Source organism: Candidatus Arsenophonus phytopathogenicus (assembly GCF_056113345.1).
On the sequence record NZ_JBUIOB010000007.1, the window covers coordinates 1 to 23,411 of the forward strand.

The 23,411-nt window shown below is 43.2% G+C and carries 35 protein-coding genes and 3 pseudogenes; 29 read left to right on the forward strand and 9 right to left on the reverse strand.

Going from position 1 to position 23,411, the window contains the following annotated elements:
* Positions 1-48 precede the first annotated feature (48 nt).
* The 9 genes and pseudogenes from AC01GB_RS00670 to AC01GB_RS00710 all read left to right on the forward strand — a co-directional run.
* Positions 49-375: pseudogene (locus AC01GB_RS00670) on the forward strand (DUF2213 domain-containing protein); the annotation flags it as partial.
* Between the two features lie 62 nt (positions 376-437).
* Positions 438-521: pseudogene (locus tag AC01GB_RS00675) on the forward strand (hypothetical protein); the annotation flags it as partial.
* 72 nt (positions 522-593) lie between these two features.
* A complete protein-coding gene (locus AC01GB_RS00680) occupies positions 594-809 on the forward strand; it encodes a hypothetical protein (protein WP_474449805.1) in 216 nt (71 codons plus the stop codon).
* Positions 781-1,239 (forward strand): hypothetical protein, encoded by a 459-nt coding sequence (locus tag AC01GB_RS00685; protein WP_474449807.1) that lies wholly within the window; start codon positions 781-783, stop codon positions 1,237-1,239. The genes AC01GB_RS00680 and AC01GB_RS00685 overlap by 29 nt, the downstream gene beginning before the upstream one ends.
* The gene (locus AC01GB_RS00690; RefSeq protein WP_474449808.1) at positions 1,239-1,718 is read left to right on the forward strand and encodes a structural cement protein Gp24; all 480 of its coding nucleotides are present in this window, start codon (positions 1,239-1,241) and stop codon (positions 1,716-1,718) included. Before AC01GB_RS00685 ends, AC01GB_RS00690 begins: the two co-directional genes overlap by 1 nt.
* Positions 1,719-1,721: 3 nt before the next feature.
* Positions 1,722-2,690 (forward strand): major capsid family protein, encoded by a 969-nt coding sequence (locus tag AC01GB_RS00695; protein ID WP_474449809.1) that lies wholly within the window; start codon positions 1,722-1,724, stop codon positions 2,688-2,690.
* A 79-nt stretch (positions 2,691-2,769) separates the two neighbouring features.
* Positions 2,770-3,168, forward strand: coding sequence for a DUF4054 domain-containing protein (locus tag AC01GB_RS00700; RefSeq protein WP_474449810.1), 399 nt, complete (start codon positions 2,770-2,772; stop codon positions 3,166-3,168).
* Positions 3,168-3,638, forward strand: coding sequence for a phage virion morphogenesis protein (locus tag AC01GB_RS00705; protein WP_474449811.1), 471 nt, complete (start codon positions 3,168-3,170; stop codon positions 3,636-3,638). Before AC01GB_RS00700 ends, AC01GB_RS00705 begins: the two co-directional genes overlap by 1 nt.
* On the forward strand, positions 3,635-3,994 hold the full coding sequence (locus AC01GB_RS00710) for a hypothetical protein (RefSeq protein WP_474449812.1): 360 nt from the start codon (positions 3,635-3,637) through the stop codon (positions 3,992-3,994). Before AC01GB_RS00705 ends, AC01GB_RS00710 begins: the two co-directional genes overlap by 4 nt.
* Here the strand turns inward: AC01GB_RS00710 and AC01GB_RS00715 are convergent.
* Complete coding sequence (locus AC01GB_RS00715) at positions 3,984-4,232, reverse strand: CCDC90 family protein (RefSeq protein WP_474449813.1); 249 nt, start codon at positions 4,230-4,232, stop codon at positions 3,984-3,986. The two genes, AC01GB_RS00710 and AC01GB_RS00715, sit on opposite strands and share 11 nt — an antisense overlap.
* Positions 4,233-4,299: 67 nt before the next feature.
* Here AC01GB_RS00715 and AC01GB_RS00720 point away from each other — a divergent pair, with 67 nt between their 5' ends.
* The 17 genes from AC01GB_RS00720 (at position 4,300) to AC01GB_RS00800 (ending at position 15,421) form a co-directional block, all read left to right on the forward strand.
* A complete protein-coding gene (locus tag AC01GB_RS00720) occupies positions 4,300-4,836 on the forward strand; it encodes a phage neck terminator protein (protein WP_474449815.1) in 537 nt (178 codons plus the stop codon).
* Positions 4,826-6,328, forward strand: a complete 1,503-nt coding sequence (locus AC01GB_RS00725) for a DUF3383 family protein (RefSeq protein ID WP_474449817.1) — start codon at positions 4,826-4,828, stop codon at positions 6,326-6,328. The genes AC01GB_RS00720 and AC01GB_RS00725 overlap by 11 nt, the downstream gene beginning before the upstream one ends.
* A 9-nt stretch (positions 6,329-6,337) precedes the next feature.
* Positions 6,338-6,769 carry a hypothetical protein gene (locus AC01GB_RS00730; protein WP_474449818.1) on the forward strand — a complete coding sequence of 144 codons (432 nt, stop codon included), beginning with the start codon at positions 6,338-6,340 and terminating at the stop codon, positions 6,767-6,769.
* Positions 6,770-6,781: 12 nt separating this feature from the next.
* Positions 6,782-7,147 carry a hypothetical protein gene (locus AC01GB_RS00735; RefSeq protein ID WP_474449820.1) on the forward strand — a complete coding sequence of 122 codons (366 nt, stop codon included), beginning with the start codon at positions 6,782-6,784 and terminating at the stop codon, positions 7,145-7,147.
* Positions 7,148-7,380: 233 nt separating this feature from the next.
* Entirely contained in the window at positions 7,381-8,658 is a 1,278-nt protein-coding gene (locus AC01GB_RS00740) for a phage tail tape measure protein (RefSeq protein WP_474449821.1), read from the forward strand.
* Positions 8,659-8,680: 22 nt separating this feature from the next.
* Complete coding sequence (locus AC01GB_RS00745) at positions 8,681-9,088, forward strand: hypothetical protein (protein ID WP_474449822.1); 408 nt, start codon at positions 8,681-8,683, stop codon at positions 9,086-9,088.
* Positions 9,085-9,558, forward strand: coding sequence for a phage baseplate protein (locus AC01GB_RS00750; protein WP_474449824.1), 474 nt, complete (start codon positions 9,085-9,087; stop codon positions 9,556-9,558). Before AC01GB_RS00745 ends, AC01GB_RS00750 begins: the two co-directional genes overlap by 4 nt.
* Positions 9,530-9,883: a phage baseplate protein gene (locus AC01GB_RS00755; protein WP_474449825.1), complete on the forward strand. Its 354-nt coding sequence runs from the start codon at positions 9,530-9,532 to the stop codon at positions 9,881-9,883. The genes AC01GB_RS00750 and AC01GB_RS00755 overlap by 29 nt, the downstream gene beginning before the upstream one ends.
* On the forward strand, positions 9,883-10,230 hold the full coding sequence (locus AC01GB_RS00760; RefSeq protein WP_474449826.1) for a hypothetical protein: 348 nt from the start codon (positions 9,883-9,885) through the stop codon (positions 10,228-10,230). Before AC01GB_RS00755 ends, AC01GB_RS00760 begins: the two co-directional genes overlap by 1 nt.
* On the forward strand, positions 10,202-10,432 hold the full coding sequence (locus AC01GB_RS00765; protein WP_474449828.1) for a hypothetical protein: 231 nt from the start codon (positions 10,202-10,204) through the stop codon (positions 10,430-10,432). Before AC01GB_RS00760 ends, AC01GB_RS00765 begins: the two co-directional genes overlap by 29 nt.
* 5 nt (positions 10,433-10,437) lie before the next feature.
* Positions 10,438-11,058 (forward strand): baseplate hub protein, encoded by a 621-nt coding sequence (locus AC01GB_RS00770; protein WP_474449829.1) that lies wholly within the window; start codon positions 10,438-10,440, stop codon positions 11,056-11,058.
* Entirely contained in the window at positions 11,055-11,657 is a 603-nt protein-coding gene (locus tag AC01GB_RS00775) for a Gp138 family membrane-puncturing spike protein (protein ID WP_474449830.1), read from the forward strand. The genes AC01GB_RS00770 and AC01GB_RS00775 overlap by 4 nt, the downstream gene beginning before the upstream one ends.
* Positions 11,632-12,027 (forward strand): contractile injection system sheath initiator, encoded by a 396-nt coding sequence (locus AC01GB_RS00780; RefSeq protein WP_474449831.1) that lies wholly within the window; start codon positions 11,632-11,634, stop codon positions 12,025-12,027. The genes AC01GB_RS00775 and AC01GB_RS00780 overlap by 26 nt, the downstream gene beginning before the upstream one ends.
* Positions 12,024-12,935, forward strand: coding sequence for a hypothetical protein (locus tag AC01GB_RS00785; protein ID WP_474449832.1), 912 nt, complete (start codon positions 12,024-12,026; stop codon positions 12,933-12,935). The genes AC01GB_RS00780 and AC01GB_RS00785 overlap by 4 nt, the downstream gene beginning before the upstream one ends.
* Entirely contained in the window at positions 12,932-13,660 is a 729-nt protein-coding gene (locus AC01GB_RS00790) for a baseplate wedge 1 family protein (RefSeq protein WP_474449833.1), read from the forward strand. Before AC01GB_RS00785 ends, AC01GB_RS00790 begins: the two co-directional genes overlap by 4 nt.
* 10 nt (positions 13,661-13,670) lie before the next feature.
* Positions 13,671-14,801 (forward strand): phage tail protein, encoded by a 1,131-nt coding sequence (locus AC01GB_RS00795; protein ID WP_474449834.1) that lies wholly within the window; start codon positions 13,671-13,673, stop codon positions 14,799-14,801.
* Positions 14,801-15,421 (forward strand): tail fiber assembly protein, encoded by a 621-nt coding sequence (locus AC01GB_RS00800; RefSeq protein ID WP_474449835.1) that lies wholly within the window; start codon positions 14,801-14,803, stop codon positions 15,419-15,421. The genes AC01GB_RS00795 and AC01GB_RS00800 overlap by 1 nt, the downstream gene beginning before the upstream one ends.
* A 232-nt stretch (positions 15,422-15,653) precedes the next feature.
* On the opposite strand, the gene AC01GB_RS00805 is transcribed toward AC01GB_RS00800, so the two are convergent.
* The 8 genes from AC01GB_RS00805 to AC01GB_RS00840 form a co-directional block, all read right to left on the reverse strand.
* Positions 15,654-15,908, reverse strand: coding sequence for a cysteine peptidase family C39 domain-containing protein (locus AC01GB_RS00805; protein ID WP_474449836.1), 255 nt, complete (start codon positions 15,906-15,908; stop codon positions 15,654-15,656).
* A 3-nt stretch (positions 15,909-15,911) separates the two neighbouring features.
* Positions 15,912-16,607, reverse strand: coding sequence for an HlyD family type I secretion periplasmic adaptor subunit (locus AC01GB_RS00810; protein ID WP_474449837.1), 696 nt, complete (start codon positions 16,605-16,607; stop codon positions 15,912-15,914).
* Complete coding sequence (locus AC01GB_RS00815; RefSeq protein WP_474449839.1) at positions 16,597-16,944, reverse strand: hypothetical protein; 348 nt, start codon at positions 16,942-16,944, stop codon at positions 16,597-16,599. The genes AC01GB_RS00810 and AC01GB_RS00815 overlap by 11 nt, the downstream gene beginning before the upstream one ends.
* A gap of 265 nt (positions 16,945-17,209) precedes the next feature.
* Complete coding sequence (locus AC01GB_RS00820; RefSeq protein WP_474449840.1) at positions 17,210-17,500, reverse strand: hypothetical protein; 291 nt, start codon at positions 17,498-17,500, stop codon at positions 17,210-17,212.
* A 69-nt stretch (positions 17,501-17,569) separates the two neighbouring features.
* Positions 17,570-17,917: an ATP-binding cassette domain-containing protein gene (locus tag AC01GB_RS00825; RefSeq protein WP_474449841.1), complete on the reverse strand. Its 348-nt coding sequence runs from the start codon at positions 17,915-17,917 to the stop codon at positions 17,570-17,572.
* 98 nt (positions 17,918-18,015) lie between these two features.
* On the reverse strand, positions 18,016-18,924 hold the full coding sequence (locus tag AC01GB_RS00830; RefSeq protein WP_474449842.1) for an ABC transporter transmembrane domain-containing protein: 909 nt from the start codon (positions 18,922-18,924) through the stop codon (positions 18,016-18,018).
* Between the two features lie 236 nt (positions 18,925-19,160).
* Complete coding sequence (locus tag AC01GB_RS00835) at positions 19,161-19,352, reverse strand: hypothetical protein (protein WP_474449843.1); 192 nt, start codon at positions 19,350-19,352, stop codon at positions 19,161-19,163.
* A 236-nt stretch (positions 19,353-19,588) separates the two neighbouring features.
* Complete coding sequence (locus AC01GB_RS00840) at positions 19,589-20,380, reverse strand: alpha/beta fold hydrolase (RefSeq protein WP_474449937.1); 792 nt, start codon at positions 20,378-20,380, stop codon at positions 19,589-19,591.
* 358 nt (positions 20,381-20,738) lie between these two features.
* Here AC01GB_RS00840 and seqA point away from each other — a divergent pair, with 358 nt between their 5' ends.
* The 3 genes and pseudogenes from seqA to AC01GB_RS00855 all read left to right on the forward strand — a co-directional run.
* Positions 20,739-21,278 (forward strand): replication initiation negative regulator SeqA, encoded by a 540-nt coding sequence (seqA, locus tag AC01GB_RS00845; protein ID WP_474449844.1) that lies wholly within the window; start codon positions 20,739-20,741, stop codon positions 21,276-21,278.
* Between the two features lie 65 nt (positions 21,279-21,343).
* Positions 21,344-22,981 (forward strand): phosphoglucomutase (alpha-D-glucose-1,6-bisphosphate-dependent), encoded by a 1,638-nt coding sequence (pgm, locus tag AC01GB_RS00850; protein WP_474449846.1) that lies wholly within the window; start codon positions 21,344-21,346, stop codon positions 22,979-22,981.
* A gap of 131 nt (positions 22,982-23,112) precedes the next feature.
* A pseudogene (locus tag AC01GB_RS00855) lies at positions 23,113-23,268 on the forward strand (RNA-guided endonuclease InsQ/TnpB family protein); the annotation flags it as partial.
* Between the last annotated feature and the right edge of the window lie 143 nt (positions 23,269-23,411).

Here is a 23,411-nt window from a genome sequence, read left to right on the forward strand (position 1 = left end):
GTCGCTGCGTCAGCAAAGTGATTTTACAAAGCATAGAAGGATTGGAAGATGAACGGCAATGACAACCGATTGCCTATTGATATTAAGGGCGCACAGCAGTTAGAAACGGGTTATCGCATCCCGAGCAAAATTGCCAAAGTGGGGACACAGGAATTTGAGGGGTGGGAACTGTCTAGTCATGTGCCCAATTTGCCACCCACCCAACGCTACAAAGTTGAGGTGTCCCCCGAGGACCTTTTTGATGCTGAAACCATCGCCTCGTTTGAGGGAAAACCGCTCACCTTTTTTCACGCGCCCAATAACGAGGTGACCAGTGATAACTGGAAGAATACCGCCATTGGGCATGTACAGAATGTGAAACAGGACGGCGATTATCTGACAGCGGATGTTTTCTTCTTTATGACGCTGAGGCCATTGAGGCGATTAAAAATTACCAAATCAAAGAACTCAGTTGTGGTTACCGATCTTTTATCGAGCCTACCACCACAACGGGCATTGATTTCAAGAAAACCCATATCAGAGGTGACCACGTGGCGATTGTTGACGCGGGTCGCTCTGGACATGATGTCAAACTAGGAGATAGCGCTGTGTCTATGAAAGCAAAACTCGCTGCCTTGAAAGGTCAGCAAAAAATTGGGGATGAGGCAGAAACGCCGGATACCCTCGATACTCTATTGATTCAGATGAGTGATTACATCCAGTTGCTCACCGAATCCGCCGATGAAGCCACCAAAGAAATCGGCGAGCTATTAACGGGATTAATTGGTCAAGCGCAAAGTCGTGAGTGCGAGTCCAACACCCGCCAGTGAGGTCAAGCAAGGCGATGCAGACAGTGAAATAACATCCGTGCCTGAAAACACAGAGGCTACCGATGATAAATCGCTGATTGAGACGCTGAAAAAGCAGCTTGAAGAATTGACGGAAAAGCTCAAAGCACTGGAAGAAGAAAACGCCAGACTGAAAGCAGAAAAAGAGCTAGCGGAAACGGAAGCACAAGCCAAATCGACCTTTGGCGACGTGGCAATCGGTCACGGGCGAACCGCACGGCAAATCAAAGAAAACGTAATTATCGCTAAAGGGCTAGTAACGCAATTAGAGGCAAAGAAATTGGGTGACTCCGCGATTAACGGCAAGTATGACTATCTCATCAATCGTCAGCGTGAACAAAACAAGCCAAGATTCAATCTTGGCGATAGAAAACCCACCAAATCCGCATCACAACGCCTAGGAGGTCGCTAATGGCATTTGGATTCACAAATTGGGATTCCGACAAAGGAACCTTGCGCGCGGGTACAATCTATCGCGCTTCCAGCTCCAATGACAAAGTATGGGGCGAAGAGAACAAAACCGAGACTGACCTTCAATACGGCGTTTTTGTGGCGGTGAACCGTGACGGAGGTGTGAAGCCGATTTCGGCGGCAACTGATGTCATCCACGGCATTGTTGTACGGGATATTTACGGCGATAAAGCACCACACAACAAGCAAGTCAATGTGGGGCATTTTTCCCACGGTGATTGCGTGGGTGCGGCAACGGCAAAAGATGAAACTTTCAAACGAGGCGATAAAGTTTATGTGGTCGCAACAGGTGACGATGTTGGCAAGGTATCTAAAACCGCAAAAGGCAATATCGATTTGGGGTATTGGGTGGAAAATGTCAGCTCAGGCAGTCAGTGCGTAGCAGTCACGCTTGGATTCATTCAAAAGGTAGGAGAATAACAGATGGCAATTGAAGAAGCCTATTTTGAAACGGTATTGCAAGAAGCGCTCACCGAACGCGACACGCAATTGCAGGAAAAACAGCTGCCTGAAATCAATATTGGTGAGGCAATCCCAATTACCGAAGGACTGGATTTTGCCGATGAATACGTGGAATACGGCATCACAGAAGTACTAGGCTCTGTCAAAGACGGTATTATTGGTAACAAAACCAACTCGATGGTCACGATTGACAGCACCATTGAAATGTACAAGGCGCCTGTTTGCCAGTGGGCAAAAGCCGTTGTCTGGACACAGCAGGAGCTTGAGAAAATCAACAAAATCAATATTAATCTGCAAAGCAAAAAGCAAGATGATTTGTACGCCAATGCCTTGTCTACACTGCAATATGCAGGTTACTTGGGACATAACAAGGTGAAAGGACAAGAAGGATTGTTGACAGGCAGCAAAATTCAGGTGATGCAAGAAGAATCCGGTAAATCACTGAAAGACTTGAGCGCCAATGAGTTTATCAAACTGGTATTGGATGCTTACAACAAGGCGTGGGCAAACTCAGATTATCGGGTGCAACCAACGCACATAGCGATGGATGCCGCTGATTTCATGCTGGCAATGCAGAAGTTTGATAGCCAAAGTCCGATTGTGGGGACAGACTTACTGCCTGTTTCAGCCATGGACAGGATCATGGCTGCGTTGAGGAAGGCATCAGGTAATGACAGTTTTACTATCACCTTTGTGAAAGTTCCAGCAGGATATGCCAAAGAGATAACCAAAGGAAAAACCCGTTTGGCGATTTACACCTATGATGAAGAATATGTCGAAATGAAAGTGCATATGCCGGAGTTGTTAGCGGTTCGCCAGCGTGATTTGCTGACCTACGAGTGTGGCTATCGTTCCGCTTTCGGTGGAGCAATGTGGAAACAACCACTATCTGCCGTTTACGCCGATTACAAAACTGCCCCAAAGTCATAGACGGCGGTTTCCCAAGCGGAACAACGCCTTCATTCGAAGTCTGATTCAGCGGATTTTATCCGCTTTTTTTGGGGGCATCATGCAAGAAATGTTGCAAGAAATGTTAAAGAAATTTCGTGACCGTTTCGGCGAAAAAACCTTTACCGCCGATGACAACAAATTACTCCTCTATTTAACCGATGCAGAAAACAGGATGGACAAGAAAGTGTGGGGGGTGATGTATGAGCAAGGCTTGATGTATCTAACCGCGCATCTGCTTTTTTTGGCAGGATTTCATGAAAACAGTCCGAAAAAGAGGGGGCATTCAGCTGATCCAAACGCATTGTATGCGAGCGACGGTGTAGGTGATGTTACCGCAAGTGCGAGTTTTTCAGGAACGGAGAAAGACTGGTTTAAAACCTCCGCCTTTGGTGAGCAATATTTGGAGCTGGAAAGTCGCATTAACAATTACGCCTTGGCAATCGGGATGAACTGGTAATGCTGAAATCGAAATTGTTGGAAAAATCCAAAAAACAGTTTGAGGAAATTAACAAACTGCAAGTGGAAGTGGGCGTATTGGAAAATACCCGACCGTACAAAGATTCCGATATCAGTGTGGTGGAAGTGGCTACGATCCACGAATTTGGCACGGAAACAATAAAACCTCGCTCTTTTTTGCGAATGCCGATTCGTGATCACCAAAAAGCCATCATTGAAAAAGCGGTAAAAGAAAAATACCGCTTATTCATTTCAGGTGAAATTAGCGCAACGGCATTTCTGGCTTATATCGGCGAACAGGCGGTTGCCTGGTCAGTTGAGGCATTTGATACGCAAGGTTTTGGGTCGTGGCCTTTGCATGCAGAAAGCACCAAAGCGCAATTGAAAAGAAAAGGCGTCAACGAAGCAAGGCTATTGCAAGATACAGGCGCATTGAAAAAATCGATAACCTATCAGGTGGTGAAAAAATGAGACTGCCCAATATGGCCAGAACCATCCGGCGATTTTCGCAACCGTTAACCTTCATCACGGAAGTGATCACCACGAAGGATTTTAAGCCGGATTTTACGGTAACACGAAAAGCCGTTGAGGGCGTAATTAACAGTCTGTCTGACGAGGCCATTAACAAGGATAGTCTGGACTGGTCACTGGAGTATTACACCGTGCACGTACAGCCGCAATATGCGGATTTGCTCGGTGTTTACTTGGAGTACAAAGGAAAAATATTCAAATCAATTAACCGCAAAGACTATAGCGACTATGGCTTTGTGCGCTATGTCTTTGAGGAAGTGAAAGATAGTGAGATCACAGGAAGGCTCACCCAATAAAAATATATTTTAACGCAGCAATGACGACAGCAATACCAACAGCGAGAATAAGTTTTTTAATCCAGTCTAAATCTGACTTAATGCTTTCTGTTGCTACGCTTAAATCTTCCTTCGTAACAGTACCTACATTTTGAAATTCAGCAATAACCTCTACGATTTTTTCAGCTTGTTTTTCATCAATGCCTGATTCTTGTAAGGCTTTTATCGCTTTATGGGTGTTCATCGTTATTGTTGCCATCTTTACCTCCAAATTTGGCTTTAGGAATTGCGCTATTTCCTTAATTTTTACGCATTAAGAGGGCGGAATGTCAAATAACACCAATTTACAGCACAAAAACTACCAACCACCGATCCAACGGTTGGCAATGGTAATTCGAGATACGCTCGACATTGCGGAAAATACAATATTCATCGGACGGGAGGATCTCGCCAATCAGGATTTCAACGCGCCTGTTATCAGTATTGAGCAATCGGGCAGTAGTGAAGTGAAAGGCTTTAGCGAAGCATACCGACGAAACGTTGAGATGATGGAATACAGCCAGTTTGAGAAAATCATTTTTGACGTGAATGTCTGGGGAAGTCAGGCTTTGCAACGGGCGCAAATTCTCTTACGGTTACTGCGAACACAGAAAGGCTTTGAACAACAGTGGAAACACACGATTAGCTTATCTGCGCCAACGGGCGTGCGCGATTTACACTTTGCGACAGGCAGCCAGTATCGCGAGCGTGTCATGTTTTCGATTAACGCCTATGTCGCGGATTATATCAACGTCTCAACACCTTCAATCAATCAACTTTCTATCCAACTTTCCAACGAAAAAGGTTTACAGCATGAACAATAATCTTGGCATCGATATTGAAAATGTTGTCAATGTTCAGCTACTCAAAGAGCAGCGAGGCGCAAATTACGACAACATCAACCACGTCATCATGATGACCAGTGAAACGGGCACGATTTTTGACGGCAAAACGATTTATGCGGCCTACAAAAATATCGCAGGCGTGAAAGCCGATTTTGGCATTACCTCGAAAACTTACCAGTTAGCTACCGCCTTTTTTGGTACGTCACCCAATCCGATAGGCGCCGGCGGCAGTCTGATTGTCGGGCATTGGCGAAAAACCGATTTAACGCTGCCAGCGGTGGAATTTGACACACTGACAGGCTCAGAAATTGACAGCAATGCGCTACTTAAAACGCTACGGCAAATTGAGAAAGGCAATCTGGTTTTAGGGAAAATCAAACTGGAAAACCTGAACTTTAGTGACGCGGTTACATTTGACGATATCATTAAGTTACTCAATGAAAAAGGGAAAGCGCCAACAAAAAATGAAAGTGCGGCGAAAGACACCACCTTCATACTGACCGGCCAACGATTGATAGTGAAAGGCTCAGAACTCAAAAATGCGACCGATTCAGGCGAAGGTGAATTTGTCGGTAATTTGTTGGGATTAGGTGATAGCGCTACCTTAACCAAAGCGACACCGTCTCAAACCTTACCCGCACAATCACCGGATGAGGCGATTGCCGATGTGGTGGCAGCGTCTTCGGGTTGTGGGTATTGTTTCATCGACGAACTGACCAATGACCAGATTTTAAAACTGGCGAGCTACAGTCAAGCCAACAAGATCCTTGGCTATCAGGTCGTTTCACATCCAGACAATCTCACGACAAGAGGCTTGGCGTGGCAAGTGAGCAAGAAAGGGCAAGAATATTTCCGGCTTTTATTTTCAAAACGCAATCAAAAAGCCTTGGCGGTTTCCTACATGGCAAGAGTGCATGTGGTCGATTTCAGCGGTGAAAACAGTGCGATGACGATTCACTTGAAAGCGCTGGCCTGTGAGCCAGAAAGCTATAGCCAAACCGAGGTGGACAGTGCGTCATCCGTGGGTATCGATATTTACACCTTAATCAAAGACCGTCCGGTGGTGATGTGCTCAAATGCTAATGAATTTGTCGATAATGTCTATAACCTGAAAGCGTATGTGAATCAGGTACAGGTTGATACCTTTAATTTGATGAAATCCACCGCTACCAAAATACCGCAAACCGAAAAAGGTGTGGATTTGCTCGTTGATTGCATCAATCAGGTAGCCGCGCGCTTTGTGAGAGCTAGCGTGTTTGCGCCGGGTAAATGGACATCACCCGATACCTTCGGCGATGAAGAGCAGTTTAAGCGCGCCATTGCGAGTAAAGGTTATTTTACCTATGCCAATCTGTTGGCAGAACAATCACAGGTTGACCGCACAAACCGAAAATCGCCCACTATCCAGCAAGCGGTGAAAAATGCAGGGGCATTTCATCGGGCGGACATCATCATTAATTTTAATTACTAGGAATGCACGATGGCACACATAGGCTATGACTTGGGTTCGACAACGCTGATCCTGGATGGACGGGTTATTAGCGATTTTGTGACCGGAACAATGATACAAATTACGTTTCCTAATCCCGATACCAGCCGCTTTAACGGTGCTAACGGGGGTCTCGTTGTTGCAAAGCGAGAGGACGCAACAATCTGTGACATTGAGTTTCATCTCTACCGTGGCAGTGAAGATGATGTCTGGTTGTCAACAATACTTTCCCGTAGGGAAGTTAATATTTTTAACGGATCATTGAGTGTCTTGTACAAACTCGCCGGCAAAGCCAAAACAGAAACCTTCACGTTTACAGGCGGGAGTATCACAGACCAGCCACAATTTACCTTTGCTAATACTGACCACAATGCAGAGATGACCTACAAGCTGCAATTTCGGGATTTCACGCGCTCAATCTAACGGGATAAAATCATGACAGAACAAGGATTAGGTAGCCTGACAGGGCTATCGCAGGATGATATTGTCGATATCACCAAAAACAAAACCTTCAAGGTGCAAGGTAACGAATTTCAGATTGGTAATTTCAATCACCATTTACGGTTAAAAGCACTGGAAATTGTCGAGGACTTGGGACAATCAAAACGAATTGCCGCGACACTCTCAAGCCACAGTGACGGCAATCTGAGGCAGCTTTTCAACCAAATCACCCACGACGGCATGAGCATTAGCAAATTGCCAAACTTTTTTGATGAGAAACCTGCGCTTTTCATTCCGTTAACGTTAACGGTGCTTCACTTGTATGCCGCCCCTTTTTTATCGGCATTAACGGCGAGCTGACCTTTACGCCGCGCTATCCCAACAGCTGGCGACAGTACGTCAGAAAATCCTCACTCACCGAGCATGACAAACTGCTTTTTTCACTGGTGAAGGCAGGTTACGGCACGGTTTGTGAGCTTTTAACATTGCGTGATGAAGACGTGTTCTTCTATCTGAAAACCGCCGAACATGCCTTTATCTCAGGAGCGATTGAGTGGAAACAGCACGACGAAGCGAAGCAAAAGAGGTGACGGATGAGTGAAGAAAAGTTAAGTCTGGATATTGGTGTTAATGCCAATGCTGGCGTGCTCAATACGTTAACGACTGCATTGGACAAAATTTCACAACAATTGAGCGGTGTGACGGGAAAATTCACCAAGGTTACCGCAAAAGTTGACCAGCTTGGCACAAAAAGTACCCGTACCGCAAAAGACGTTCACAAAGCCTCATATTCTGTCGATGAACTTGGCAAAGAGGCCAAGAAAACCGAAAGTAAACTCGGCAAATTGGGTGAAAAACTCAGCGAGTTTAAAGGGATTATCACAGGCGCTTTCACCGTTCACGCCATCATGAGCGCCGGCGAACACATTAATACTTTCAACAAAGCTGTACGCCAGACGGGGATTGAGGCAAAAAGTTTTCAGGTGTTAAGAGAAGGCGCACAGGAAGTTGGCGTGAGTTTTGATGAATTATCTGGTGGCGTAAAAGAGTTTCAACGGGCGATTAATAGCGACGGTGACACCGCAAGCCAGGTGTTCAAAAAGCTCGGCATTGCCTTTAAAGACAGCAACGGAAAAATCAGGGACACCAGCGTCTTGTTGCGTGAAACGGGCAGTGCGTTAAACAACATACAGGACAACGGCGCAAAAGCCGCCCTTGCTGAACAGGTTGGACTTTCCTATGAGATGATTGATGCTATCGGCAAAACCCGTGAAGAGTGGACAGCACTTGAGAAAAAAGTAGCAGAAGGTCGTGCATTAACCCAAGACGATTTAGAGCAAGCCGAGATTTTCCGGCGCACCTTTGCCAGTTTATTGCTGCAACTGCAACAGATTGCAGAAAAAGTCTTTGCCAGCCTTGCGCCGATTTTCAATTTTGTGTTGAAAGGATTGCAGCCTGTGATTGGTTTTATTGCTGGTGTCGTGGGTGCATTTGCCAAGTTAATCACCTTTCTCAACAAAACCACTGACGGATTTTGGCTGCTGGTTCCGGCAGCCTTGGCACTGGTGAAAGTCTTGCCCCTTATCGGCAAAGGCATAAAAGCGATTGGCACAGCTATTCTTGCTAATCCTGTTCTCTTTGGTGTCACTGTGCTCATTATTAGCATCATCGCGGCCATCGAAGACCTGTACGTCTGGATGAACGGCGGAAAAAGCGTGATTGGCGAATTCTTGGAAGGTTGGGGGATATTTCCCGATGATGTACGAAAAATGATTGATACGGTCATCGGTTATTTTTCTGCCCTGTGGGAACGAATCAAAAAAGATTTTTCGGTTCTGATGATTTTTTTTCTTTGCGCGGTTTTCCGGTGACTGGAAGGCAATCATTAATCTGGTGAAACAGGCTTTTTCGCAATTCATCGACGATCTCAAAACGTTGTTTTTGCCGCTGTTTAACTGGATAGGTGACAAATTTGGCAAAATTGCCGACAGGCTCAAAAATCTGTTTAGTGGCGCTTTCGATTTCATTAAAGGCATTTTTGGCGATTCCGATAAAGAGCTGGAAAAGGCCGCCAAAAACGCAGAAATTGCCGGTGCGAGTATGCAGCAAGCCAGCCAGACGATTAATCATATCTCATCAAACAGCCACAAAGCAATTAACCACTCCGCTTCACAAACCAACAATATCAATGTGAATGTTACAGGGTCAGACAAAGCTATCGGGCAAAAGTTGGGAAATGTGGTTTACAACAATGTGCCGCCTTTGAGTCAAGACCAGTTGGCACGAGGAGGGGTATTTTGAGTTTTCTCTCACAGGTGATCTCAAACCACATCTCGAATACACCGACGCAAAAAATCGGCATCGCTGGATTCACCGCTTATGTCTGGACGGATAAAACCACGCAACGAAGTGCTACCGTCACCGAGATTCCACTGGAAACGGGGGTGGTGATTGCCGATCACATCAACCCTAGTCCGGTGCAAATTTCGATAGGCGGCGTGATTTCCGATTCGTTTTTAAGTTTGAGTAGTGAAAATACCGTATTTGAGTCTTTCAATCGGCAGATTGGTTTTATTGATAGCTATGTGGGCAATCGGACACAGGCGGTCAGACAGAAAATTGCGGAGTTGAACAGCAAAGCGCAGCAAATTCTGGATTTGAAAGCGCAAGTCGAAAACACGGCGCAGGGGATTTATCACACCGTGACAGGCAGCAAATCCGGCAACGGCATTGCCCAACAGTTTGTCGATACATTCACAGGGCATTTTTGAAAATCGGGAATTAATCAGCGTTGATATGGGCTATCAGGTACTCGATAACATGGCACTGGAAAGTTTCGCCACGTCGCAAAGCAATGAAGATAGCTTTTTGCTGTTCACGTTAACCGTTAAGCAAGTGCGCTTTGTCACCTTTGAACAGGTGAACATCATCCCTGTTGCCAACAAATCCGCAGCAGGGATGAGCAAAACGGGGGCCGCACAAATGAGTGGGGCAAAAAACAAAGGTAGTCAAACGCCAACCTCATTTGCATTTGATGTCTGGGAGGGAGCAAAAACCCTTACGAAAAATCTTAATACCTTTTGGGACAAGAATTAATGTACCAAGTCGAAAGCCTATCAAGCGATCCGATTCAGACGCACACGCTGTTAACCGACATTGACGATATTGAGCTGACGCTGACGTTTTATCCGAGTATTTCAGCGTGGAATATGAATGTTACCTATCGGAATATCACGATTAACGGGGTGGCGGTTTCATTGGGCGTACCGCTGCTGCACGATAGCCGATTGCCGTTTACGATAGTGGCTATTGCGCGTGACAATCCCGATATTGAGCCTTCGTTGCTTGATGATTTTGCAAGTGGCAGGATCAGTCTTACTTACTGGTTGGCGAAGAAGAAAAGGAGGCTGTCTATTGAACCGTCAAACGCCGTTTTTTCGTGATTTCGAGTTGTTAATAGGTGAAGGAAAAAAGGCGATAAAGATTATCCCGCCGTTTAAAATCGCCTTTTCGTTTTCGAAGGATTTAACCCGTGATCGCCCCAATATCGGGCAAATTTCGCTGTTTAACCTGTCGCCGTCGCGTCGTCACTCACTGGCCATTTTCAATACCGCAAGCAACATATTGTCGCTCAACTTGCGGTAGGTTATGTGACCACGGGTTTAAAGCTCCTGTTTTTCGGATCTGTCACTAAAGTCACACTATCAAAACAAGGCACTGAGATAGTCACCACGCTGGAAATTGCCGACGGCGGTTTTGCTTTTCGCACGGCAACGATTAGCAAAGCCGTGACCTCAAAGTCTGAGGCGGTCGATGCTGCTGTGAGTACTATGACAGGCGTGAAAAAAGGCAAAGTGACCGCGCAATTGCCGTTAAGTCGCCCCAAAATCATGACGGGCTTTTCGTTTGATGAATTACGCAAGCTCAAAGACGAAAAGGAGCAACTCTATATCGACAACGGACAGCTTCATATTTTGAGACGAAACGAGGTGCAAAACGGGAAAGCGGAATTAATCAGTGTCAGTACCGGATTGATGGAAACGCCCACGCTCGACGACAAAAACGTGCTGGCCTTTAAAAGCGTCCTTAATCCCAATGTGTCAATTGGTTATCAGGTAGCGATAGACAGCAAGGTTGCCCCACATCTTAACGGCGTTTATCGCATTTGCGCGATTGACTACGCAGGTGAAAGTGACACAGGCGAGTGGGCGATGACGTGCAAATGCCAGCAGGAAAAAAACTACGTGGTGGTGAAGGAGAGTAAGGCGTGAATATCGAACTGATGAAAACCATTGCCAATCATATCAAATCTGAGATGGGCTGTGCCTTGATTGCTAGGGTGGTTAAGGTGAACCAAACCACCGTCGATTGCCAGCCTGTCACGTTAAAGAACGTAGTGATTAATGATGAAATTCACGCAATCGAATTTCCGGTTTTTCCTAATGTCCCTGTCTCTTGGTCACAAGGGGGCGGCAGCTACACCGCCTATCCGGTCGCCGTGGGCGATTACTGCATTTTGCTCACCTTTGATAGTTGTATCGATAATTGGTGGATAGGCAACGACAACGTGCGAGGAGCAGAGAATCGGTTGCATGATTATAGCGATTGCGTCGCCCTTTTTGGGCTGTGCAATCGTGACGGGGCCTTTGCGATACCGAAGGTGGCGACAACCGCAGGTGACCACGTTTTTACACACAATATTCACGTCAATCTCAACGTCACGATTGACGGCAATCTTGATGTGAAAGGCGCTATCACTGCCCAACAAATCACTGCCCAACAATCGTTAACGGTAGGCAATATCGATGTCGGCAATCATACGCACGGAGGCGTAGAAACAGGCAATGGCAGCACCGGAAAACCCAATTAACCCGAAGGTGATTTTCGTGAAAACAGCACAGTTAACCGAGCACAACGATTGGCGATTTGGTCATTCGCTTGATGATTACCTGATTGATAGCGAAGCGATCCACCAGAATATCAAAACGCGTTTGCAGTGTTTCAAAGCCGATTGGTGGCTAGATGTTGAGTTTGGTCTGGACTGGCTGCAACTGCTTGGCAGTCGTGGTACGGGCGAAACGTTGCGCCGTGAAATCTACAAGGTGGCATTAGGGACAAATGGCGTGGTGCGCATCGATAAGCTCAACATCACCGTTAAGGACTTCACCGCACACATTGAGATGGATTATACCGATGTCTTTAACCGAACACACAACCTCAATCAGGAGGTCAGCCAGTGAATATCAAGCTCGATGAAAACGGTATCACGATTGCGACATTACCCGAACTGATTGAAACCTTGATTGCCGAGTTTAAGACAATTTACGGCAGTGACATCAATGTTTCACAAGACACCCCTGACGGGCAGCGCATTGCGATTTATAGCCGGATTGCCCACGAATGTCTGGTACTGGTGCAAAAGCTCTATCAGAACTTAAAGCCGGAACAAGCCGAAGGTCTCCACCTTGATTATTTAGCCAGAATCAACGGGCTGTTACGCAAGGAAAACGAAAGTGATAGTGAGTTACGTCGCAGACGGTTAAAAACCTTTGAAAATGCCAGTCAAAGCACGATAGGCGGCATGGCTGCCCGTTTAAATCTGGTTAAAGGCGTGACCGATGCAGTGGTGTACGAAAACACCACGAATGAGACTGACGCGCTGAATATTCCGCCGCATTCGATTTGGGTAATTGTTGAAGGGGGTGAAAATCAAGCAATTGTTGATTGCCTCGCCCGCAACAAAACAGGCGGTACCGGACTGAAAGGCAACATCAAGGGGAAATATACCGACAAAATACCCAGAAGTGACAGCACCTTTTTTGAGGTGGTGCATGAGTACCGATTTGACCGACCGAAAATCACGGAAATCAAGATTAAACTGACCGCCACGCGTGAAAAAGCCAACGAGCCTGTGCCGATACAGGAGATTAAAGACGAACTGGTCAAGTCCGTTTATCGCATTGGCGAAAATATCAAGGTGACTGCGCTTTACTGTATTTTGAACCGGATTGCACGCTCTTACTATGTTTCAGACCTTTCGATTTCAAAAGACGGTAACACGTGGACGAGTGCTATTTTAAAAGCTGATGTCGACGAGAAATTCAACATCGTCAGTGACAACATCACCGTTAATGAGGTGGTCACGTGAGTCTCGAAGCCGAATATCAAAAACTGCTGATTAAGCAGTATTACACCAAACCCAAGGCAAGGGCGGAAATCTCCGCCCTTTTTAATATGTTCGCGGATTGTTTTGATACCGTTGATGCCTTTCGGGAAGCCTTCAATCTTGAAAAAGCCGAAGGTGACCCGCTGGATATTATCGGTTCTTGGGTAGGTATCAGTCGCTTCCAGCCGAGTGGCGAGCGCAAAGGCTTTTTTGGCTTTAAAAATCACGGTAAAGCGTTGCCGTTTGGTCAAAAGAGCGGGAAAAAACAAGGTGGCTTTCGCTCCAAATTTGCCCAGGATTTTTTGCCACTGAAATTGCCCGATAAGCAATATCGCAGCCTGATTAAGCTCAAAATCATCAAAAACACCGCCCTCGCTACCGCCACGCAAACAGGCGATGTCAGCCTGTCGTCACTCCAGCAGGCGGTGAGTTTTGTGATGGAGGGGGAGGGCTATCTGATTGACCGCCAGAACATGAGTCTCACTATCGTCATTACGCCCAGAGCAGACAGGGAATGGCTGGAATTCATCTTAAGGCTTGACTTACTCCCACGTCCGCAAGGCGTGCAAATTAACTATGTAACTCAGGAACCCAAAGGCACGTTTGGATTTAAGGGGCATAAAAATGCCATTTCGTGGTACAGCCGTTTTGACGCGGATCCCGAAGCAAGACTTGGCTATTTTGCCAAGAAAACCTTTTTAACATAGGAACATAACATTGAAGATTAAAAGACCCAACATTGATATTCAACCGTTTGCAGGTGGAAGCAAAACGGAAGAAAGAACCGTGTTTGGTTCAAAAGAAATCACCGACAATCTTGAGAAAAATATCAATGCCGATTTTGCGCGTGGCTGGGGAATTGTGCCTGTTTCAGAATTGCCCACCATGCAGGATTTTAATGCGGTGGGATTCACAATCAGTTCTCTTGTGACCCACCTCTACCAGAACGGGATTGCTGAATATGCTGAGAAGCAAACTTACAACAAAGGCGCAGTGTGTCTGTCTGACGGCAATATCTATCTATCAAAGACCGAAAACAACGCCGGAAATCCCTTAACCGATACCACCCAGTGGCAGTCAATAAAAGACGCTATTTTTGCCGCAAATATCGTGCAGCAAACAGGTAACGCCACCGATAAAGTGCTGAGCCAAAAAGCCTGTGACGACAACTATGCCAAGAGAAATTCACAGGAAGTACTCAGAACCGGCAATATCGTTATCAAAAGTGGCAAAGACTACTCCGGCCTGATGATAGAAAGAAAAGATGGTGTTGTGTGCGCGCTTCAAACTTCTCCTGATAGTGCGTATTTAGCCTATGGAGAGCATGGCAAACTTGATATTCCATACAACAGAAAGGGCAAACTGGCATTAACCACGGATGTTGACGCGATTAACAATTATCCGGTTGGCGCGCCGATTCCTTGGCCACACGCCACGGCACCGGATGGGTACTTTGTGTGCCGAGGTCAGACGTTCACGACAGTCGACTATCCCCAGTTAGCTCAAGCCTATCCTTCTGGGATATTGCCGAATTTGTGCGGTGAATTTATTCGAGGTCTGGATTTAGACGGACACGCTGACCCAGATAGAAAAGTACTAAGTAACCAAGGGGACGCTATACGCAATATCACCGGACGTATTGGCTATGTGCGCCGCGGGTGGAATTGGCCTCCTGTTGGCGAGGACGGTGCCTTTAGAATAGACAAGACTTTCAACGCAAAAGTCGCTGGCGGGGATAATGATGATTGGGGTGCCATCACGTCTTTTGATCCTTCTCGTGTTGTCCCCACCGCACACGAAAACCGACCACGAAATATCGCATTTTTATACATAGTGAGGGCTGCATAGTGAAATACAGTACAGAAATACCCAAAGCGGAAATCGATGAAAACGGTTTCGCTAAAAACCGAGGCTGGATAAAAACCTATATGTCGAGTCATGAACCGCCGTATGAATATTTTGGCGCGACAATGGAATTAGTGTACAAAGGGGTTAGTGTCAGCCAATATTCGTATATCGATGCGCCAGAGCTTCCCGATAATGACGACATTGCTGTTGTTCGCAGTGCTGACGGCACCCAGTGGCGATACGTGCCAGACCACCGCGGCAAGACGGTATACAATACCTCCAATCGTGCTTCCTATACCGTTGATTACCCCGGCGAGATAAAAACCGGCTTCACTTTATTAGTGCCCTCAACACAATTCGATAAATGGGATGGCAAAAAATGGGTAACGGATACTCAGGCGATGAAAGCGGACCAAATCAACACCGCAAATCAAACAAAACACCAGTTAATCGACGAAGCGGAATCAAACATTACGCTACTTGAGCGTAAAGTACGCTTAGGGATGGCGACCAATAGTGAAAAAACCGCGCTACGGGCCTGGGAAATGTACAGCGTAAAACTGAATGATATTGATACCACCACTGCGCCAGATATCAACTGGCCGAAAAAGCCAAAATAGGTTAATACTGCCCCATTCAAGGGGCATCCTATTAGCAACGTTGGAGGAAGTTGTTAACTATTAGTTGTTGGTTGAGAACAAGTGGTTTTTTAAAATTAGAACTCACTATAAGCCGTAAGTAATTGATTTATAGTGAGTGAAATCGCTTGTTTTTACGTGTAAATGCGTATATTAAATGAGCTATATATTTTTAAGTGATTGATATTTAAGCTTTATGTTTTTATTTGTTAGCTTATTCAATTAAAGCGGGTAACGGAATATGTTCCAGTTCAGCTGGTGTAAAAAAGCTTACTTTGCTTTTTAATTGCATATAATCCGCACACTCTCGTAACTGCCAGTCGGTTAGATGCTCAGATTCTAATCCTAAGGAGTGAGTTAACTGTTCAATTGTGATGGATTTACTCAGTTGTTTACCCAGCCAGATTATTGCATCTAGGGCTTGGTTAGTGGCGTTATTAGCTATTGCTACGCTAGAAAAAGTTTCCATCGCTTATTTCTCAGGCATTGATTCGGACAGATATTCACGAATTGGGCTTAAGAGATAATCAATCACACGCCATTTCTCGGTTTTGATTTCTGCCACAATGGACATGCCTGGTGTGATATCAATTGAATGACCATCAACCATCAGATTATTTTGTTTCAGGCTGATTTGTGCGGGAAAGATAAGTCCTAATTGCTCATCTTGGGCTGAATCACGGGAGATTGATAATACTTCACCCTCGATAGTGCCATAACGGGTATAAGGGAAGGCATCAACTTTAGCGGTGACGTTTTGCCCAGGACGAATAAAACTAATATCTTTATTTAAGATCTTAACTTCAGCAATTTGCACATCGTTATCCGGGACAATGACCATCAAGTTTTGTGCTGGTTGTAATACTGCGCCTAAAGTATAAATGGTTAACTGTTGAACGGTGCCAGTAACCGGTGAGCGTACAATTTCTAACTGCTCTCGTTCATCAAATTTTGCGTATTCTTGTTCTAGCATTGACAGCTGGATCTCTGACTGCTTTTTTCTATCGTTCCATTCATGGTGTTTTTGCGATTGAAATGCATTGAGTCGCTCTTTTAGGTTTTTTTCTTGTGAAACTAAGATATTCAACTCAGATGTTTGTTGAGCAATTAAACGCTTAGTGTCTAATAATTCTTTTTTCTGCTCTAAATATTCTGATTTACTGATCATCTGTTTTTGACTTAAGGTTTGACGGGCTTCTAAACGCTGTTCGATATTTTTTTAATAAAAAAAGCACATTAAGATCATTATTTTTTGCTGTTTGTGATGAATGATTAACTTCAATCTCAGAGGTTAAACTAGTGATTTGTGCATCAAATTGGGCTTTTTCATGGTGATAGTTTTGGCTGATTTTTTCTTGTTGTCGTTTTGTTAATTGATGAAAGGTAAGTTGTTGGTACGGAATTTTGTTTTCCAGTAGCGATTGGTAAAGCAATTTCTCAATTGTATGATACTCGATTTGATATGAAATACCGATGATACCCTGACTAACACCCCAGTGCGTCAAGGGTGATCAGCGGTTCCCCTTTTTTCACATGTTGGCCTTTTTTCACATGTAATTCAGTTAATCGGCTTTGCTCATAAGCTTGAATAACTTGTGAGTGCCCCGACACGATAAGTCGTCCGGTTGAGGTGGCTTGAACATCTAATTGTCCCCAGTAGGCCCAACCAATAGTAATAACAACACCAATACTTACGGTCAGTGCGGTTAAATGTGCAAAAAGAGATGGTGGCTATTCATCAACGCCAGATGTGGGGGCAAGAAGTCATAATTATATGGCGGGAAAAACTGCTTTAACTTTCGTGTAATACGATTTGTCATGAAGTGTCCTACTGCTTTGCTGCTTTAACGATTGTTGTAATGACCACAGATAGTGGTAATGTTTTTTAAGTTGCAATAATTGTGTATGGCTTCCTTGCTCAATAATTTTGCCTCGATCCATGACAATAATATGATGGTGATGACTAACCGTTGATAAGCGGTGTGCAATAGTCATTACGTTACGCCCTTGGGCAATTTTTTGCATATTTTCTTGGATCATGGCTTGTGTTTGATCATCCAAAGCGCTAGTGGCTTCATCAAAGATCAGAATACGAGGATTGCTAAGTAGTGTGCGAGCAATGCCAATACGCTAGCGCTGACCGCCTGATAATGATTGGCCACCTTCAGCAATTAGCGAATCGTAACCTGAAGGCATTTTTAAGATGAAATCATGGGCACCGGCTAATTTAGCGGCGGTAATCACTTCATCTAAAGTCGCATCAGGTTTTGATTGAGCAATATTGTTAAATACCGACTGGTTAAACAGAAAATTTTTCTGTAATACGATACCAATTTGTTGCCGTAAGTTAGCTATGTTGATTTGGTAAAGAGGAATATCATCAAGTAATATGCCGCCTTTTTCTGGTGTATAAAGGCGTAATAACAGACGCGCTAAGGTACTTTTACCGGAACTTGAAGCACCGACAATGCCTATCATCTATCCGGCTTTAATGGATAAATTATATTGATTAATAATAAGGGAAGATCTGGTTGATAGCGAAAATCCATATTTTGAAACTGGATTTTGCCGGTTAATTACGGGTGCAAACCATCACTATGTTGTTCGGCTGGTAAATTAATGATTTGTGCTAGTTTATCAATAGCAACCCGAGTACGGATATAATCCCCCCATAATTGCACCAATTTCCCCAATGGTTGACTACTGTGAGAGACCATCATTTGAAAGGTGATTAATTGGCCTATCGTCATATTTAATGCCAGTACTTCCGCAGCCCCAATCCATAAAATGATTGCCATAGTCAATTTTTTAATGAGCATGACAATATGACTGCCTTGTGAATTTATTTGCTGTGCCTGAAAGTTACTCGCAACCATGTCGGCGGTTTGCGCATCCCAACGGCGGATAAAACGTGGCTCAACCGCCAAACTTTTAATGGTTTCACTGCCAGCGACGCTTTCAGTTAAAAAAGAGGTATTGATTGCCGCCTGCATAAATTGTGTTTCGGCCGCTTTTTCTATCTTTGGCGTTATTCGCCAGGCTAACAGTAAATAACAGGGGATCGACAGCAAAAAAATGAGTGTTAGTGTCGTTGATAGAATCGACATTACATAGATGAAGACGAATAAAAAAAGCACGTCGACCATGAAAGTAAACATACTGCCGTTTAAAAATTCACGGATTGTTTCTAATTCTCTAACCCGATTAACAATTGCGCCTACTTGACCGGTCTTGAAAAAGGAGAGTGATAAGTGTAATAGATGCCTAATCAGTTTTAATCCGAGCCGGATATCAATACGGTTGGCGGTATGGACATAGATATATTCTCTGAAACCTTTTAATATAACTTCAATAAACGCGGCGATTATTAAGGCAAAAATAAGCACATCTAAAGTGCTAAAGTCTTGATGGATAAGTACCTTATCCATAATAACTTGAATAACAATCGGTGATAATAGAGCCAGTATTTGTATTACGAAAAACAAGATTTCAATGAATGTCTGTTTATGCTTTAAGAATTCAGGTATAAACCAACGAATATCAAAGCGGGATTGTTTTTGATTTATTTTGAGCCAATTTCCATTCTACTGTTGAAGAAAAGCTTGTTTCTGCCAAATTTCTGGTGGTTTATTACCAGCAGCTTGTATTAAAACTTGCTCATCATTATAGAACGCTAAAATATAAGGGATATTAGCGTTATCATAAATAATAGAGGGTAGAGTCAGACGCGATAGCTTTTTTTTGGCAGCGTTTTTTCTTTAGGGTAATTTGATATTTTTGTTGGATTTTTTATACAATCAACATAATTGTCATGCTGAGTTATTTCTTTATTATATTCATTTAAATTTATTTTATTATTCAATCTTATGATAATAGAAATTAATTCAAGGATTTTTTGGTCATTTTCATCCATATTAAATAATCACAAATTAAAATATAAAGTAATTTAAATATATTTAATATTAATAAAAGGCTTTATTATTAGTTGGAAAGTTTATTCTATCTGTTTATTTTTTATGAAAAGAATAAAAACAGAGTTTTATTATTTTTAAGACTAGTTATATTTTTAGGCTGAATTAAAATTATTATTTGTTGCAAATTAGTTTATGAATATGAAAAGAATTAAAGGAATAATATATTGTAGATGATTTATTGTTTATCAGCTGGAATAGCGAGAAAACGATGAATAGCTCGGATGACAGCTGCTGGATTTTCAGCATGCACCCAGTGACCACATCCCATAATAATCTGTCCATGAGCTTGTGGAAATTGAGCAATAATATCTTTGCGATAAGCTTCGCTAATATAATCGGAAAGGCCACCACGAATAAAAAGAGCAGGATGCGGCCAGGCTGGAATCGTTTTCCAACTCATCCATTGACGATATTCTTTTTTTAAGACAGGCAAATTAAATTTCCATTTACCTTTATCAAATGATTTTAATAAAAATTGAATTTCACTTTCTTCACTGATCATATTACGCATAATAATAGCCGCGTTTTGCCGTGAAGTTACGTCTGCTTGTATTACTGCTTCTAAAGCGGAAAATATATTTTCATGGCGATTAATTTGATAAGTGACTGGCGCAATATCAATAACCACAATTTTTTCTATTAGTTGTGGCGCTATTGCGGTCATCGCCATTGCTATTTTTCCACCTATTGAGTGTCCGATAGCGATAACACTTGTTTGCTTTAAATGCGTTAGTAGCTGTAAAACGTCTGTTGCCATTTCAGAATACAGCATCGTTTCCGCCCAAGGCGAGTTGCCATGATTGCGAATATCGAGTTGAATAACGATGAAATAATCTTGTAAATTGCGTGCCAATAGGCCTAAATTTTGTCGATCGCCAAACAGGCCATGGATAAGTACAATCGCAGCAGAAGAGATAGGATTTTCCGGTTGATGGATGCGATAATTTAGCCAGTTATTTAGCAACATAGTCATATTAGCTTTTGTTAATTATAATTATTATAATGACATGGATATAATAAGAAACCAACAATTATCAACTCGATAGGTAGCAAAATTTAAGTTAATGTTGGTGAGTGAAAGGGTAAGTATCACGATAATATTTTACTATTTATATAAATAATGTGACTAATGTCCGATCTCAATAAAGATATCTTTATTCATCGTAAGGTAAAGTTATTAAGCTGTTTCTATACTCATTGAGAATCAAGACGAAAAACTTTTTTATTAAAAGACTAAGCTTAAGTAATTGAAATATTCATTGTTTTTTTTAAAGTTTATATCTTATAATTGGCAGGTAATTTTAATTAAAACAGATTGAAATAACATGAAAACGATTGAAGTTGACGAAGAACTTTACCGCTATATCGCTAGTCATACCCAGCATATTGGTGAAAATGCATCGGTTATATTACGACGTCTATTAGGGTTTGACGTTAGTCAGTCGCATATTCCACTCTCGGTCAGCGTAAGTAATATAACGGCAGGAGTGAAAAAAGATAAAGTAGTTTTTTCCCATGTTGCAGCAAGAGTAATGCATGATTTATTGCTTTCCAACAATTATGCAACTAAAAGCAAAGCGATTGATCGCTTTATGCTTATTTTATCCACTCTATATAATTTAAATAAACAAGCTTTTGTGGCAGCAACAGAATCAACCCATGGAAGGACACGCATTTATTTTGCTAACGATAAACAGACCTTATTGGCCAGTGGTAAGCAGACAAAACCTCGCCTAATACCCGATACGTCTTTTTGGGTAATTACCAATACCAACACCAATCGTAAACGCAATATGATTGAACAAATTATGCAAGATATGAAGTTTCCTGTTGAATTGGTTGAGAAGGTATGTGGTACAATTTAAACAAATATTATTGGTCACTTAGTTATTATTGCTATGTGTACCGCTGTTGCTGCGGAGAAAAATAAGTGGCATTACATAAACGTGCTGGGCAATCTGCCCAACAAAGTGATTTAATAAATGTTGAACAGTTGGTCGCACAATATTATTCACTACAACCGCAAGTAAAAAATCCTGCTCATAGCGTTAAATTTGGTACATCAGGTCATCGTGGTAGTGCTTGTCGTCATAGTTTTAATGAACAACATATTTTAGCGATTACCCAAGCTATCATCGAAGTCCGTCAATTAAATGGAATTACTGGCCCGTGTTTAGTGGGAAAAGATACTCATGCTTTATCCGCACCTGCTTTTATGACGGTTGTTGAAGTGTTGATCGCGAATGGCGTTGAAGTCATCGCGCAACAAGACGATGGTTTTACACCAACACCGGCTATTTCTCACGCTATATTGGATTATAATCGTCAGCATGAAGCAAAAGCCGATGGTATTGTGAACACGCCTTCACATAATCCTCCAGAAGATGGTGGCATCAAATATAATCCACCCCATGGCGGGCCGGCTGATGAAGCACTAACGGTTGAAATTGAACGCCGGGCAAATCAATTTATTGCCGATCAATTATCAGCTATCCAACGTATCAATTATCAGGTCGCTATTAAAGATCCTCACTATCAACAACAAGATCTTGTTGAGCCTTATGTGGTTGCTTTGAGTGATGTTATTGATATGGCTGCGATCAAAAAAGCTGGATTAAAAATAGGTGTGGATCCGTTAGGGGGCGCCGGAATAAATTATTGGAAACGCATTGCTGAATATTATCAACTCGATTTAGAGTTAGTTAATGAACAAATAGATCCAACATTTAGTTTTATGCCTTTAGATCATGATGGTGTGATTCGGATGGATTGTTCTTCGCGCTGGGCGATGAAAGGCTTATTGGATTTGCGTAATAAATTTGATTTAGCTTTTGCTAATGATCCGGATTATGATCGTCATGGAATTATAACGTCAGCGGGATTGATGGATCCAAATCATTATCTCGCGGTTGCTATCGATTATCTCTTTCTCCATCGGCCCCAATGGAAAAAAGAGGTTGCGGTGGGCAAAACATTAGTCTCCAGTGCCATGATCGATCGTGTGGTTGTCGATTTAGGACGTGAATTAGTTGAAGTACCGGTTGGTTTCAAATGGTTTGTTGATGGTTTATATCAGGGTAAGTATGGTTTTGCTGGTGAAGAGAGCGCTGGTGCTGCTTTCTTACGATTTGATGGAACGCCATGGACGACCGACAAAGATGGTATCATTCTCTGTTTGTTAGCCGCTGAAATGACGGCGGTGACAGGGAAAAACCCGCAGCAGCGCTATCAAGAACTAGCTCACCGTTTTGGTGAACCTTGCTATAGTCGTATCCAGGCTAAAGCTAGCCATCAACAAAAACAACGTCTAGCTAAATTGTCCGCTGAAATGGTATCTGCAGATATGCTGGCCGGTGATCCGATTATTGCCCGCTTAACCAAAGCGCCAGGCAATGGCGCAGCGATTGGTGGTTTAAAAGTAATAACAAATTATGGTTGGTTCACGGCACGCCCATCAGGTACTGAAGAAGCTTATAAAATTTACTGTGAAAGTTTTCGTGGTAAGGAGCATCTTAATTTGATTGAACGGGAAGCTATCCAGATTGTTAATCAAGTTATTGCAGATTGAGCAGTTTATTATCCGTTGCACCGTAAAATCCGATCCTTCGGGGGGTATATAAAGCGTGCTTTTCAGACTAGCCAGGTGTTTGCTGCTGTTCAATGTATTACCAAATGATCAATATTGGAGTACCGGCACATAAGTGCCAGGTATGCGAATATAAGGCGAGCGCAGATATCAACAGTGCTCGTAATATTTTAGCGACAGGACAAGCCGTGCTTACCTGTAGAGGGATGGTGCAATTAGACCACCCGTTTAAGCAGGAACCCACTGAAATGATACAGACTTCAGTCTGAACCTAGTAGGGATCCTCGCCCTTCAGGGCGGGGAGGATTTTAATCAATATTGTTTCTTAGTTAAATGAAGTAACATTCTGTTTCAACACCCACTAGACGCAGGATTGTTTGCAATAGAATATTCAGTATTGATTCCTCAAATA

What these genes read in the sequence shown, in the direction of transcription:
- AC01GB_RS00680 (WP_474449805.1), top strand. Translation starts at nt 594, where the DNA reads ATGAAAGCAAAACTCGCTGCCTTGAAAGGTCAGCAAAAAATTGGGGAT.
- AC01GB_RS00690 (WP_474449808.1), top strand. Translation starts at nt 1,239, where the DNA reads ATGGCATTTGGATTCACAAATTGGGATTCCGACAAAGGAACCTTGCGC.
- AC01GB_RS00695 (WP_474449809.1), top strand. Translation starts at nt 1,722, where the DNA reads ATGGCAATTGAAGAAGCCTATTTTGAAACGGTATTGCAAGAAGCGCTC.
- AC01GB_RS00700 (WP_474449810.1), top strand. Translation starts at nt 2,770, where the DNA reads ATGCAAGAAATGTTGCAAGAAATGTTAAAGAAATTTCGTGACCGTTTC.
- AC01GB_RS00705 (WP_474449811.1), top strand. Translation starts at nt 3,168, where the DNA reads ATGCTGAAATCGAAATTGTTGGAAAAATCCAAAAAACAGTTTGAGGAA.
- AC01GB_RS00710 (WP_474449812.1), top strand. Translation starts at nt 3,635, where the DNA reads ATGAGACTGCCCAATATGGCCAGAACCATCCGGCGATTTTCGCAACCG.
- AC01GB_RS00715 (WP_474449813.1), bottom strand. Translation starts at nt 4,232, where the DNA reads ATGGCAACAATAACGATGAACACCCATAAAGCGATAAAAGCCTTACAA.
- AC01GB_RS00720 (WP_474449815.1), top strand. Translation starts at nt 4,300, where the DNA reads ATGTCAAATAACACCAATTTACAGCACAAAAACTACCAACCACCGATC.
- AC01GB_RS00725 (WP_474449817.1), top strand. Translation starts at nt 4,826, where the DNA reads ATGAACAATAATCTTGGCATCGATATTGAAAATGTTGTCAATGTTCAG.
- AC01GB_RS00730 (WP_474449818.1), top strand. Translation starts at nt 6,338, where the DNA reads ATGGCACACATAGGCTATGACTTGGGTTCGACAACGCTGATCCTGGAT.
- AC01GB_RS00735 (WP_474449820.1), top strand. Translation starts at nt 6,782, where the DNA reads ATGACAGAACAAGGATTAGGTAGCCTGACAGGGCTATCGCAGGATGAT.
- AC01GB_RS00740 (WP_474449821.1), top strand. Translation starts at nt 7,381, where the DNA reads ATGAGTGAAGAAAAGTTAAGTCTGGATATTGGTGTTAATGCCAATGCT.
- AC01GB_RS00760 (WP_474449826.1), top strand. Translation starts at nt 9,883, where the DNA reads ATGTACCAAGTCGAAAGCCTATCAAGCGATCCGATTCAGACGCACACG.
- AC01GB_RS00780 (WP_474449831.1), top strand. Translation starts at nt 11,632, where the DNA reads ATGGCAGCACCGGAAAACCCAATTAACCCGAAGGTGATTTTCGTGAAA.
- AC01GB_RS00805 (WP_474449836.1), bottom strand. Translation starts at nt 15,908, where the DNA reads ATGGAAACTTTTTCTAGCGTAGCAATAGCTAATAACGCCACTAACCAA.
- AC01GB_RS00810 (WP_474449837.1), bottom strand. Translation starts at nt 16,607, where the DNA reads ATGATCAGTAAATCAGAATATTTAGAGCAGAAAAAAGAATTATTAGAC.
- AC01GB_RS00825 (WP_474449841.1), bottom strand. Translation starts at nt 17,917, where the DNA reads ATGATAGGCATTGTCGGTGCTTCAAGTTCCGGTAAAAGTACCTTAGCG.
- AC01GB_RS00835 (WP_474449843.1), bottom strand. Translation starts at nt 19,352, where the DNA reads ATGGATGAAAATGACCAAAAAATCCTTGAATTAATTTCTATTATCATA.
- AC01GB_RS00840 (WP_474449937.1), bottom strand. Translation starts at nt 20,380, where the DNA reads ATGTTGCTAAATAACTGGCTAAATTATCGCATCCATCAACCGGAAAAT.
- seqA (WP_474449844.1), top strand. Translation starts at nt 20,739, where the DNA reads ATGAAAACGATTGAAGTTGACGAAGAACTTTACCGCTATATCGCTAGT.